The organism is Corynebacterium sp. Marseille-P3884 (assembly GCF_017942225.1).
In the GTDB taxonomy this organism is placed as follows: Bacteria; Actinomycetota; Actinomycetes; order Mycobacteriales; family Mycobacteriaceae; genus Corynebacterium.
Window position 1 is genome coordinate 172,821 of the sequence record NZ_JAGKSD010000003.1, and the last position, 12,226, is coordinate 185,046.

Consider the following 12,226-nt stretch of genomic DNA (forward strand, 5'->3'; position numbering starts at 1 on the left):
AGCGGGGCCACGTAGACTACACAGTCACTATGGCCACATCATCCGCACGCGGCGCGCGCCGCAGCGACTCCAACCCCCAGCTCACCGGCATGTCCGGAGGCGCTGGGGGTTCACGTCGTCGCCCGACGACGGTGCCCGTGGCTAGCCGTGACGCCGAGCGTGCCGCGAAGAAGCGAAAGCGCCCGCGCACGGACGTGCTCAAAGGCGACATCGTGGGCGTCGCGGTGCTCATCACCGTCGTCCTCGTCGTGCTCATCGCCATTGCGGTTCCGTTGCGCAATTACTACGCAGGCAGGGCTGAAATCGCCCGCCTCAATGAGTCGATCGCCGCGAAAGAAGAAGAAAAGGCGCAGCTCGAGGAGGACTTGGAGCGCTACAGCGACGAGGACTACGCCAAGCAGGAAGCGCGCCGCCGCCTCGGCATGACCGAGCCCGGTGAGACCGCCTGGCGCATCATCGATCCCCGCATGGAGGGCACCACGATCACCAGCGAGCACGCCGAGGATCCCGACGCGGACGCGCCGTGGAACGAGGTCCTCTGGAATTCCCTGCGTGAGGTGCCCAATGAGGACGAGGAGGACGAGGCCGCGCCGGCGGAGCCTGCCGAGCAGCCTGCACTAGCACCGGGCGATCAGCCTGCGCCAGAGTCGGCTGGGCAGCCTGTTGATCCTCCTGCGGAGGCACCTGAACAGCCGTAAGTACAGTGTGCTCGCGGATAGGGCAGCGAGGCGAAAGCGCTTTGCACTACCCCCTATGGGTTACCAGGGCTGTTAGTCTTTCTATTTAAAGGAATTCAACCATTAGAAAGCACGCCAAGGGAGGGACAATGCCTTCGGTACTCAACGTCGCACAAGCCGTATATGACGAACTCGGCTGGGTCGACTCCTGGCGGCTGCAAAAACTTACCTATTACGCGGAGGCATGGCACCTCGCTTGGTTCGGCAAGCGCTTAGTAGATGAAGATTTTCAGGCGTGGGTTGATGGGCCGGTTTCTCCCGATCTCTATCGGGAAAATAAGCACCGGGAAGCACGTACCTCGACTGAGCTGGCTAAGGCTAATGCGTCTGTCTTAACAACGGAGCAGTGGAGCACCGTGAGATCGGTGATCGAGTTCTACGGTAAATGGACTAAGCAAGACTTGATCGATAAGACTCATGGCGAGCTGCCTTGGTTAGAAGCTCGCGGTGAGCTCGATGTGCACGAGTACTCTAGCCAAACGATCTCTCAAGAAACGATGATGCGCTTTTATAGGCAGCAAGAAGCTTCTGGTTCTCCCGTGCCGGTTCGACCTGTAGAGGCCGTTAATACCTGGGCAGGAGCAGATCTGCAGTCCGGTTTCGCCCACAATGTCCAACGTTGGGCTGAAGCTATAGAGCTATTAGCTGACCGTTGATGAACCATTTTTGTCTCGATCCGGACGGAGTGGTGGCCCTTAATGCGCGTCTCATTGAAGATGATTTCAATGTTTTAGACCGCGGGAAGTTAGAGGCTGCTCTTGCAGCTCCGCTGCACACTTTCGGAGGGCGCCTCTTGAATCCGTCTACGGTCGAGCAGGCAGCAGTATTACTTACAGGGCTGGTGAAGGCCCACGCATTTTCTGACGGCAACAAGCGTACTGCATGGGTATGTACCGCGACCTATGTATCTCTAGAAGGTCTGCACTTGAAAGACATCCCGGGTTCTGAGGTGGCGGATTTTGTCGAGGCAGTTGCTGTCGACAGGTTTGACACCGATCAGGTTCGGACCTGGCTATACGAGCACATCTGTTGGTGAAAGTCAGCCACCGCGCGCATGTGCGACAATGAGCGCCATGGAAACACCAACTGAGGAACAGCTCGCGATCGTCGAAAAGCAACTCGGCCGTATGCCGCGCGGCGTGCTCGAGATCGCGTACACGACGCCAGACGGGCAGCCTGCGGTCGTCACAACAGCGCCCAAGCTTGACGACGGCACGCCGTTCCCCACCCTCTATTACCTCACCGATCCTCGCCTCACCGCGGAAGCGTCCCGCCTCGAGGTCGCGCAGGTGATGAAGTGGATGGAAGCTCGGCTGGGTACTGATCCTGAGCTGAAGGCCGATTATGAGGCCGCGCACCGCCACTATCTGGACAAGCGCAATTCGATCGAGGATCTGGGCACCGATTTCTCTGGTGGAGGCATGCCGGACCGTGTGAAGTGCCTTCACGTCCTCATCGCATATGCGCTCGCTGAAGGCCCCGGCCGTGTGCGCCTCGGCACCGAAGCTGTCGCTCTGGCCGCTGAGCACGGCGACCTGCGTGGCACGGCGATTCCCGCCGACTGGCCGTCGCTTGCCGATCTCGGCATCTCGCTCGATCAAGCAGGGGAGGGGCTGGCATGACCCGCGTCGCTGCCGTCGACTGCGGCACGAACTCCATTCGCCTGCTCATCCACGATTCTTCCGCCGGCGAGATCTGCCGCGAGATGACCATCGTGCGTCTAGGCGAAGGCGTCGACGCCACCGGGCGTTTCAACCCGGACGCGATCGCCCGCACCCGCGACGCGCTGGAAACTTACGTCGAGCGCATGTCGGACGAGGGGGTTGAAGCTGTCCGCATGGTCGCGACTTCCGCCACCCGCGACGCTGAGAACCGCGATGAGTTCTTCGACATGACCCGCGAGCTCCTCGGCCGCATTCAGCCCGGCGCTGTCGCCGAAGTCATCTCCGGTGAGGAAGAAGCCGCGCTGTCTTTCCGCGGCGCCACCACCGACCTCGACGATGCGCGTGCCCCCTTCTGCGTCATCGACTTAGGCGGCGGTTCCACCGAGTTCATCGTCGGCACCGGCGGTTCCGAGATCCTCGGCGCCCATTCCACCCAGATGGGCTGCGTCCGCGTCACCGAGCGCTTCATGCGCACCGACCCGCCCACCGAGCACGAGACAGCGGCCGCGCGCGAGTACATCGATTCGCTTATCGACGATGCCCTTGCCACCGTCCCCCTCAGCCGTGCCGCGACCTTCGTCGGCTGCGCTGGCACCTTCACGACGCTGAGCGCCCTCGCTCAGGGCCTCGATGCGTACGACCCCGAGGCCATCCACTGCTCGGAGATCACCTTCGACGAGATGCGCGCTGTCACTGCGAAGCTGCGCGCTCAAACCGCCGCGCAGCGCCTCGAGGATCCCGTCATGCACGCCGGGCGTGCCGATGTGATCGGCTCCGGCGCCACCGTCGTCGAGCAGCTCATGACCGCCATCGAGAAAGAGACCGGCGGTGCCGTGACATCCTTCGTGATCAGTGAGAAGGATATTCTCGACGGCATCGTCGCCGGTCTGCTTTAGCCTGCGTCTTTAATCCTCGTCGGGCTCGTAGATCGTGTCGATCTCGCCGCCCTTTTTACCGCGGCCCCGGCGCAGGTCCTTGACCTCGCGCATGCGCGGGTCCGGGTCGAGCTGGTTCGCGACCGTCTTGCGTGCCGAGCGCACTATCTGCCGCGTCAGCGGCGAATTGACCACCTTCTGCGTGGTGTCCACGATCTGGTGGTAGCGCTTGCGCCCGGCCTTCGAGCCCATGACATATCCGGCAGCGGCTCCAATCGCCAGCTGGGTCAAACGTCCCATGGTGTTTAAGCCTCCTTGTCGAGCTCCGTGCCAGTACCTTTTCACTGTAGCGAACCCGCCTCACCAAAGTGACGTAGGGAGATTGTTAGCCGCCCGCGCCCTGAAGTTATACTTTGACGACGCGCCTGAACCACCGTGCCCACGACATTCGTGTGCACTGTAGTTCAGGCGCAGCGAGGGGCTATAGCTCAGTCGGTTAGAGCCGCGGACTCATAATCCGTTGGTCGCGGGTTCGAGCCCCGCTGGCCCCACAGATTCAGCTCTTTAGAGCTTGACGATCATCTTGCCGGTATTGCCACCGTCGAAAAGCTCGAGGAACGCATCCGGCATCTTCTCGATGCTCTCGCGCACCGTCGTTTCATAGCTGATGGAGCCATCGACGACGAGCGGCGCGATCTTCTCCTGAAATTCTTTGGCCAGGTGAGAATACTGGCCGACCACGAAGCCGCGCAGCGTGAGGCATTTGCCGATGGATAGGCCCAGATTGCGCGGCCCTGGTGCCGGCTCGGTGTCGTTATACTGCGCGATCGCCCCGCACATGGCGATCCGGCCGAACGTGTTCGCGTTAGCGATCGCCGCCTCGAGGTGGTCGCCGCCGACGTTGTCGAAATAGACATCGATGCCCTCCGGTGCAGCCTTGGCGAGCTGGCCGGAGACGTCGCCGTCCTTGTAATTGAACGCCTCGTCGAAACCGAGCCGACCGGTGATGTAATCGATCTTCTCTGCGGAACCCGCAGACCCGATCACCTTCGCCGCGCCGAGATGCTTAGCGATCTGCCCAGCCGCCGATCCCACAGCACCCGCCGCACCCGAGATGAACACGACATCGCCTTCCTTCATCTCGCCGACGGCAGTCAGCCCGACATAAGCAGTCAACCCCGTCAGCCCGAGCATGCCCAGATACGCCTCTGCCGGAGCGATACTGGTGTCAATCTTTTCCACCTCGCTCTCGTTCAGAACAGCGTGCGTGCGCCATCCCGCGAAGTGACGCACGGTGTCGCCCACCTTGAACGCGTCAGAGCGGGATTCCGTGACAGTGCCGACCGCGGTGCCTGTGAGAGGTTCGTCGATCTGGAACGGCGGGATATAGGAGTTCACGTCATTCATTCGCCCGCGCATGTAGGGGTCGACGCTGGCGAAGGTGTTCTCGACGAGGATCTGGCCGTCGCTAAGCTCTGGCAGCTCTTTTGTCTCGAGCCGGAAGTTCTCGCTGGTCGGTGTGCCTTCCGGGCGGGATGCGAGGACCCATTGCTTCGTCGTGGCCATGGTGTACTCCTTCATTGTGGATATTCCTTGCCATGGCGACTCTAGGTCCGATCAATGCTGTGGGGCCACCTTCCCGCGCAACCACGACTGTTTGGTGCCGACGGCAAACACCCCGCTCCAGAGTCGTCCTGGAAGCGGGGTGTTCGCGATTTGCTCCTCCAACTGGGCTCGAACCAGTGACCCTTCGATTAACAGTCGAATGCTCTGCCAACTGAGCTATGGAGGAATATCGTTGCGTTGCTTGCGCTGTGCAACGAGATGTAAATATAGCGCGGGTTGTTCGCAATGCCCAAATCGCCAGGTTGATGGTGGTATTAGGGTAGCCGAGCGGACATGTTGATTCCGGTTGATGGACTGACGGGCGCTGACGTTTTTGGGGTTGGCGCAGCAGTCGCGCTTGGGGTGCGGGGAGTCGCGCTATTTGCCCCGAAATGACCGGGGTTACTGGGATAGGGTGGTGGCTATGAAGAAACCGATGCTTGCTCTCAGTGTCGCCGCCGCCGTCACCACGTCCGCTGTTGTTGCTCCTACCACCTCTGCTGAGGAGGCCGAGCAGACTACTGAAACTGGCTCTTCGTCGAATTCGGTGGAAGCCGAAGGGTCGTCGCTAAGCACGGGCGCGATTGTGGGCATCACGCTCGGCGTGCTGGCCGCTGTTGGCGCCGGCGGCTACTTCGCGTTGCAGCAAGGTTGGCTGAAGCTGCCGGAAGGGATTGACCCGGCCAAGGGGCTGGGCGACCTGCTTCCGGGGCTGGCGAAAAAGCCTGAGGCGAAGGGCTCGTGCGCGCCACAGGCATTCGACGCAGTGGTGCCGGAATGGCCGCACTTCACGGGAACAACGGTGAGGTTCTGTGACGGCAAGTGGGCCATCGCGGGCGCGAACCAGACGGACTGGATCCTTTACTTCAAAAACTCCAACGGCAAGTGGGCCGTGCTCCCCACCGCGGGGACTAAGCAGGGAGGCATGCAGCGCGGGTGCTACAACGGCATCACCTTGCGCGAGCAAGGGGCACCCGAAGAGTTCATCCGTCAGGCACCGATCTGCACGCCGGCGGAGATTGGGAAGTAGGGGGCTTTCCCAGCAGGTGGGCAGCTCCTCCACCTCGGTACTTCCAGGGAAAATGCGGGACGAAGTCACCTTGCTTAGGGTATCCCGTAAATGGCCGTAGATGTCTCTGTGGGAGGACCGCTTCGATGAAGTCTCGTAAGACTAGGGCGGGAATGGCAATCGCCCTTTCCTGCTCGCTCGCGCTCGGCACTGCGAATGCTGCGCCGGCTCATGCTCAAATTGATCACTCGAAGGTAGCCGAGGTTGTTACGCGCTATGCACAGCCACGTGTCGACCTTTCGAACCCGATTCACATCGACGGGCAGCACGTGGTGATTCTCGGTAATCGCTACTCGCTGGTCGAGGCGGGTGCACTCGCTGCGCAGGTGGCGATTGGTGGAGCGGTGGTAATCGCTGCTCTGGTTTCGAGCGCGCGGGCATGCGGAAGTTCGGAGGTTTCGGCGGCAGAGCTGAGCTCGTGCCTGGGTGAAGGCTTAAACATCATCCCCGCCACGGTCAAGACTTCGCCTGAATACGCGAAGGGTACGCCGCTCTCCGGGCGTGGAGTTCGAAAAGATGACATGGAAGGCTTTGGCCCGTATTCGCTCGGGGGCAAAACCTACAACGACTCGCTGGTAACCACTGGTCACTTCAGCGGCTGGGGAACCAGGTACTTTGCATTCGACGGTAGCGACGTCGACGGATTTGGTGCGGTCGTCGGTATCCAAGACCAGGGCAATGGCCGTTCGGGCCCGCTGCCCGCAAAGGATGGCAAATCTGTCGAGAGCGTGGAAATTCAGGCTGGGAAGCCACAGTACGTCGAGCACAAGTTCACGGAGCGTGGCAGCAAAGTCGAGGTTGAAATCGTTGGCATGGAAGCCAATGGTTCTCGTATGAATGCCCACGGTGGTCTGGTTATCGGCACACCGCGAGTGTGGTAGCCACGCGCTCGTCGCCAAGCGAAAAGGCGCTGGGAGGAGATCCCAGCGCCTTTTGTCGTGCAGGTGACTAACCCTCGTAGCTCCATCGGGGAGCCCGGACCGAGTGGGATGCCCAGAAAGTGCCAGATCAGGAAGAAGAGGAACCTGCCGATCAGCATCGGACACCACGTAATGGGCGAGCAGTTAAGACTTGACTATGCGGAGGTTCGGCCGGTGCGAAGATGCAGAGGCGGGTGCGCTGGGCACCTTGGGACCTAGGCCCGGAACCGCGCTTGCTGCTGCGTTGAGGGTGAGGAAATTGAGGTCTTGCACCGGGATGTGAGTTGCGTCGGCGATGCTGCGGGCAGTCTGACCACCTTCCGGGCTAAACACGAAGTCGAAGACCCGCGACCTTTCATACTGTAGATCGCTGCCAGGCTCGCTGGTTCGGAATCCACGGCTGGAAAGTATCCCAGCGTACTGACGATATTGGCTGTCGCTCAGTTTGCCTGCATTGAAAACTGCCATGAGTGCGGCCATCGCGGATACTTTTAGTTTGGATTTGAGCCTGAGAATATCGTCAAGGCTTGGGTACAGTCGAAGGTTTGCGTGAATCACGTCGGTCGGGATGAGAAACTCAGAGGCGAACTCGTTTGCTTCGGTCTCCCTATCGGTACTGGAATCCGGGTCGCTCCTACTGTGCAGGAGTAAGTGGCCAAGCTCGTGTGCTAGGTCGAAACGTGTGCCTTCCGGGGTCCGTCTGCGTGCCAGAAAAATGAATGGCTGATCGTCCCCCCATAAAGAAAATGCATCGACAGCTGATGCCGCTGGGGGCAGGCCGATCACCGTTACTCCCTTCGATTCGGCAAGCTGAATCGAGTTGGGAATGGCCATGTCCCCCAAAGCCCAAACGGATCGCACGTAGCGTGCAGCTTCTGCAGGGGCTATGCCAGTGAGATCGGGGATGTCAGGGGAGGGATAGTTGAAATGGGAGCGGAGCCAATTCAGTAAAATTTTCGCGTTAACTCCGGAAGAGATCGCCGCAAGCTTCTGCCGCTGCGTTGCGCGACTGCCCGCGCGGAAGAGGGTGCGTTCCAGTGAAGGAATGTCGACTTCGTCTGCTGTAAAAAAATCCGGTGGAAAGTCTAAAGCCGAGACAAGAAGCTCAAGGAGAGCTTCGACTTTCGCAGCAGGTGGCCCGTCGACCTCCCATTTCGAAAGTGTTGACGGCGATATCCCGATACGATTCGCCAAATCGGCCTTTGTCAACCCTCTCCTCAATCGGGCGACCTGGAGGCGCGACGGGGAAATGCGCTGACCATTAGCTCCCCGCCGCTCGGGAGATACTGAAGTCAATTCCATCGTCCTCGCTGCTAAATAGGTCAGGTTGCACGTTGGCGGAATCCAACCGGATCGCCTCAAGTAGTACTCGTACGCTCCAAGCGTATACCTTTCCATTATCGGTTAAGGCAGAAGGGCGAGAGAATTCGCACCGGAGCTCTTGAGTTGCCTCGTCGTAGTAATACAAGAGAAGCCATTCGCCTTGCGGGGGCAATTCAGCGGCGTTATTCGAGACCTCTCCCAAGTCGAACAGTCCTAGGGAGATTGTGAGACCGTTCATCGCATTCACCGAGTCGATTGTCGCTTTACCCTTGGGTCTCGCTACGTCGGGTGTACCGATTTCAAGACCGGTAGCTGCATTCCCACCTGCAGCGACGAACCTTATCTTTTGCTCAGCGTTTTCAATCAGTGGGCGATTGTCGGGGTTGTCCAAGGTCCACTGACCGCCCGCGCGGAAGGAACGTCGAATTTCGGCGTTGGTTTCGGCCCATTGATAATATCCGGGTGCAGTAACGGGGTGAAACTCGCTGCAGTTCCGGCGTTGAGCGAAACCGACCTGTAGACCGTTCGTCAAAAGGTCTACCTCGATGTCCCTTTGTGCCAGATACTGGGCTGCCTTGGACGGCGGGATGATGATCGGTTCCCGGATTGGTTGGCGCTGTTCCATATTGCTCTCCTTCTCATTGGGGTTGAGTTATCGTAGCAACCCGTTGCGACACGGGAGGCCGATTTCGACGTTATGTTCGAACGGTCGCGCAGTCGTCGCCAAGCGAAAAGGCGCTGGGAGGAGATCCCAGCGCCTTTTGTCGTGCAGGTGTGACTACACCTGGTAACCCATCGGCGCGCCGGGGCCGAGCGGGATACCGAGGAAGTACCAGGCGAGGAAGAACAGGAACCAGCCAGCGCACATGGCGATGGAGTAGGGCAGGGCGAGGGACATCAGGGTGCCCACACCGGCCTTCTTGTAGTACTTCTGCAGGAACGTCAGGGCGACGGCGAAGTACGGGGACATCGGGGTGATGATGTTGGACGGGGAGTCGCCGATACGGAACAGCATCTGGCTGACTTCGGGGGAGACACCGACGTACATCATCATCGGCACGACCACGGGCGCCATGAGGGCCCACTGGGCGGAGCCAGAGGTGATGAAGAGGTTGAGCAGCGCGACCATGAGCACGAACGCGGCGAAAAGCAGGACGTTCGGCAGGTTCCACGTCTGGAGGAGCTCAGCGCCGCGGATCGCCGTCCACGAGCCGAGGTTCGACCACTGGAACCACGCGAGGAACTGGGAGACGGCGAAGAAGAGCACCATCATGGGCAGCAAGGTTTCCAGGCCCTTGGCCATGAAGGCCGGGATGTCCGAGGCGGACTTCACGGTGCCGACGATGAGGCCGTAGACCAGGCCGCAGAGGAAGAACGCCAGGGCGATCGGCACGGCGATGGCCTGGATGAGCGGGGACTGCATGAAGCCCTCGTCGGGGCGTGCGAAGGGGGAACCGGGGATGAACAGTAGGGCGAAGTAGACGGCCAAAAACGCCAGCAGCGCGACGCCAGACCAGATCAGACCCTTTTGCTCCAGGGGTGACAGGGCGAGGTCGTCTTGTGAGGCGCCCTCAGAGTCACTGTCAGAGTCCGAAGAAGCATTGGAGTCAGCATCATCCGGCTGCGTGTCGTCGTCGAAGGCGAGTTCGGAGGTGTCGATGTGGTCGTCGTCGATAAGCTGCTTGGCTTTCTTGTCCACGTAAAACTCGGTGACGGCCGTGATGATCAGCGACAGGACCACGGCGGACGGGATGACGAAGAAGATGTTGGCGAGGGGGGGAGACGACGTAGGCTTCGTCGACAAGCTGTGCCGCGGATGTGGAGATGCCGGCGAGCAGGAGGTCGGTGATATTGAGGATCAGCGACGAGTTGAAGCCTGCGGACGACGCCGCGAACGCGACCATCGCGCCGACGATCGGGGAGCGGCCGACCGCGTAGAAGGCCATCGCGCCGAGCGGAATGATGATCACGTAGATCGCGTCGGACGCGACGGAGCCGGTCACGCCCGCGAGTGCCACCATGAACGTGAGCATCTTCGGGCTGACGCGCACCACCATGCGGCGCACCAGCGCAGACAAGAGGCCAGCTTTTTCGGCGACGGAGACGCCGAGCATGACCGCGAGGATCACGCCGAGCGGCGGGAAGCTGATGAAATTCTCCACCGCGTCCGACACCATGCGCGACAGATTCTCAGCCGTCAGCAGGTTCTCCACGTGGATTTCTTCGCCGGATGACGGGTCGATGGCGCTCAGTCCCGCGTGGCTCGCCAGCCACGACGACACCGCCACAAAGCCCGACAGAATCACGAATAGCCAGAACGGGTCGGGCAGCTTATTGCCGATCTTTTCGATCCAGCCGAGGAAGCCCGCTGAGTCATTCTTGCGCTTGGTCGTCGTCGTTGCGCTCATGGACGGCAGCTTACAAGAGCATGCGCGTCAGTTTCGGAAAAGCGTCCACATGGCATTGCTTATCGACGTATCGTTTCCCCCATGAAACTCCCTTCCGCCTTCCTCGTTGCTGCCCTGACCTTCTCCGTTTTCGTCCCCGTTTCTGCAGCGTCCACCGCCACTGCCGCCGAGACTCCCTCCGGCGCTCCCGCCAGTGAGACCGGCACCTGCTCGATTACGTACACCGCCGCCGAGATCCCCGCGATCGCCGCCGAGAAGCTCTGGTTGGCGCACTACAACGACATGACATGGCGTGACGCGTTGAGGGAGTACAACTCCCGCAAAGCTGAGCTGTCCCGCAACCTCGACAGCGGTGAGGCCACGGCTGAGCTCGTCGGCACCCTGCCTTTGAAAGACGAAGGGGAGACCGCGACGGGTTCGTCCGTTTTCGGCAAGCTTTTCGACGGCACCAGCTCCTTATCCCCCGAGCGCACCGGCCACGTGCCTTATGACGCCCTCGCGTTCATGTACAACGCCGACGACTGGCGCACCAAGGTCGTCGAAGCCGGTTGTCCTGATGCCGACGAGCGCCCCGCACCTCCCGAGGAAGTCCACGAGGTGACCGTCCCCGAAGGATCCGCCGTCGCGCCGAAGGAGTGGCAGGGCGCCCTCGTCGGCGTTCTTGCCCTGCTCGGTCTCATCGCAGGGGGCATCGCAGTCGCGCCGCAGCTGACCCAGTTGGCGAAGCTCCCGCAGCTTCCTTCGCTGCCGCAGCTGCCGTAAATCCCGCGCTAGGCTGGCGGGCATGGAACTCGCCCCGCACCTTGAAAACTGGCCCGCCGACACCGTCGCCGCCGCACTGATCGCGCCAGGCGCAGCAGCCGATGAGCCCAGTACCTTCGGAGATCAGGAGCATGTCTTCGAGCTCGCTAGCGTGACTAAGCTGCTCGCCGCGTACGCGTTCCTCATGGCTGTCGAGGAAGGAGTCTTCGAGCTGGACACCCCGTGCGGGCCGGAGGGATCGACGGTGCGGCACCTGCTCGCGCACACGTCGGGCGTCGGCTTCGACACCCGCGAGCCGCAGAAGCCGGTTGGGGAGCGCCGCATCTATTCGTCGGCCGGCTACGAGATTCTCGCGGAGCGCCTCGAGGAGGAGACCGGCATGACATTCGCCGAGTACGCCGCCCAAGGTGTCTTCGAGCCCCTCGGCATGAGTTCGACCGAGATCTACGGTTCGGCGGGGCACGGGGGGAGGTCGAACGTCGATAATTTGCTCTCTTTTGCGCGCGAACTCCTCGCACCCACGCTTATCGACGAAACCACCCTCCGCGACGCCTTCACCAACCAGTTCGGCGATGTCCGCGGCATTGTCCCCGGCTACGGCATGCAAAAGCCTTGTCCCTGGGGCTTAGGCTTTGAAATCAAGGCTGATAAAGACCCCCACTGGACCGGCGACGGCATGCCCGAAGACACCGTCGGCCACTTCGGCATGGCAGGCACCTACCTGTGGGTCGTGCCCGCCTGGTCCACATCGCGCGCCGCTGGTTCAGCCATGGTCGCGCTCACCGACCGCGAATTCGGCGATTGGGCTAAACCCCTGTGGCAAGAAACCAATACCAGCATTTTCGCCGAGCTAGTTTAGCTAC

13 protein-coding genes, 2 tRNA genes and 1 pseudogene are annotated in these 12,226 nt (G+C 61.0%); 10 read left to right on the plus strand and 6 right to left on the minus strand.

The annotated features are described in order from the left end of the window. Positions 1-29: 29 nt before the first annotated feature. The 5 genes from J5Y21_RS02925 (at position 30) to J5Y21_RS02945 (ending at position 3,297) form a co-directional block, all read left to right on the plus strand. Positions 30-698, plus strand: coding sequence for a septum formation initiator family protein (locus J5Y21_RS02925; RefSeq protein WP_246874879.1), 669 nt, complete (start codon positions 30-32; stop codon positions 696-698). Between the two features lie 128 nt (positions 699-826). Continuing rightward, complete coding sequence (locus J5Y21_RS02930; RefSeq protein WP_210572701.1) at positions 827-1,393, plus strand: Panacea domain-containing protein; 567 nt, start codon at positions 827-829, stop codon at positions 1,391-1,393. Then, on the plus strand, positions 1,393-1,773 hold the full coding sequence (locus J5Y21_RS02935) for a type II toxin-antitoxin system death-on-curing family toxin (protein ID WP_210572704.1): 381 nt from the start codon (positions 1,393-1,395) through the stop codon (positions 1,771-1,773). Before J5Y21_RS02930 ends, J5Y21_RS02935 begins: the two co-directional genes overlap by 1 nt. Positions 1,774-1,801: 28 nt before the next feature. Further along, positions 1,802-2,359, plus strand: a complete 558-nt coding sequence (locus J5Y21_RS02940) for a DUF501 domain-containing protein (protein WP_210572706.1) — start codon at positions 1,802-1,804, stop codon at positions 2,357-2,359. Beyond that, positions 2,356-3,297: a Ppx/GppA phosphatase family protein gene (locus J5Y21_RS02945; protein WP_210572708.1), complete on the plus strand. Its 942-nt coding sequence runs from the start codon at positions 2,356-2,358 to the stop codon at positions 3,295-3,297. Before J5Y21_RS02940 ends, J5Y21_RS02945 begins: the two co-directional genes overlap by 4 nt. A gap of 9 nt (positions 3,298-3,306) precedes the next feature. On the opposite strand, the gene J5Y21_RS02950 is transcribed toward J5Y21_RS02945, so the two are convergent. Then, positions 3,307-3,567 (minus strand): hypothetical protein, encoded by a 261-nt coding sequence (locus J5Y21_RS02950; protein ID WP_210572769.1) that lies wholly within the window; start codon positions 3,565-3,567, stop codon positions 3,307-3,309. Positions 3,568-3,753: 186 nt separating this feature from the next. Here J5Y21_RS02950 and J5Y21_RS02955 point away from each other — a divergent pair. Next, a tRNA-Ile gene (locus J5Y21_RS02955) sits at positions 3,754-3,827 on the plus strand. 13 nt (positions 3,828-3,840) lie between these two features. Here J5Y21_RS02955 and J5Y21_RS02960 read toward each other — a convergent pair. After that, positions 3,841-4,842 carry an NADP-dependent oxidoreductase gene (locus J5Y21_RS02960; RefSeq protein WP_210572770.1) on the minus strand — a complete coding sequence of 334 codons (1,002 nt, stop codon included), beginning with the start codon at positions 4,840-4,842 and terminating at the stop codon, positions 3,841-3,843. A gap of 153 nt (positions 4,843-4,995) precedes the next feature. After that, positions 4,996-5,068 (minus strand) — tRNA-Asn (locus J5Y21_RS02965). Between the two features lie 237 nt (positions 5,069-5,305). Between J5Y21_RS02965 and J5Y21_RS02970 the strand changes: the two genes are divergently transcribed. Together J5Y21_RS02970 and J5Y21_RS02975 are read left to right on the plus strand one after the other, a co-directional pair. After that, entirely contained in the window at positions 5,306-5,911 is a 606-nt protein-coding gene (locus tag J5Y21_RS02970; protein ID WP_210572711.1) for a hypothetical protein, read from the plus strand. Between the two features lie 152 nt (positions 5,912-6,063). Beyond that, on the plus strand, positions 6,064-6,831 hold the full coding sequence (locus J5Y21_RS02975) for a hypothetical protein (RefSeq protein ID WP_210572713.1): 768 nt from the start codon (positions 6,064-6,066) through the stop codon (positions 6,829-6,831). Positions 6,832-7,014: 183 nt separating this feature from the next. Here the strand turns inward: J5Y21_RS02975 and J5Y21_RS02980 are convergent, their stop codons facing one another. The 3 genes and pseudogenes from J5Y21_RS02980 to J5Y21_RS02990 all read right to left on the minus strand — a co-directional run bounded on the left by J5Y21_RS02980 (position 7,015) and on the right by J5Y21_RS02990 (position 10,601). Further along, the gene (locus J5Y21_RS02980; protein WP_282597852.1) at positions 7,015-8,172 is read right to left on the minus strand and encodes an ImmA/IrrE family metallo-endopeptidase; all 1,158 of its coding nucleotides are present in this window, start codon (positions 8,170-8,172) and stop codon (positions 7,015-7,017) included. Continuing rightward, the gene (locus J5Y21_RS02985) at positions 8,132-8,818 is read right to left on the minus strand and encodes a hypothetical protein (RefSeq protein ID WP_210572718.1); all 687 of its coding nucleotides are present in this window, start codon (positions 8,816-8,818) and stop codon (positions 8,132-8,134) included. The genes J5Y21_RS02980 and J5Y21_RS02985 overlap by 41 nt, the downstream gene beginning before the upstream one ends. A gap of 153 nt (positions 8,819-8,971) precedes the next feature. Next, positions 8,972-10,601: pseudogene (locus tag J5Y21_RS02990) on the minus strand (AbgT family transporter). Positions 10,602-10,682: 81 nt separating this feature from the next. On the opposite strand from J5Y21_RS02990, the gene J5Y21_RS02995 reads away from it, so the two are divergent. Together J5Y21_RS02995 and J5Y21_RS03000 are read left to right on the plus strand one after the other, a co-directional pair. Further along, entirely contained in the window at positions 10,683-11,363 is a 681-nt protein-coding gene (locus tag J5Y21_RS02995) for a hypothetical protein (RefSeq protein ID WP_210572719.1), read from the plus strand. A gap of 22 nt (positions 11,364-11,385) precedes the next feature. Next, positions 11,386-12,222, plus strand: coding sequence for a serine hydrolase domain-containing protein (locus J5Y21_RS03000; RefSeq protein ID WP_210572721.1), 837 nt, complete (start codon positions 11,386-11,388; stop codon positions 12,220-12,222). Positions 12,223-12,226 lie beyond the last annotated feature (4 nt).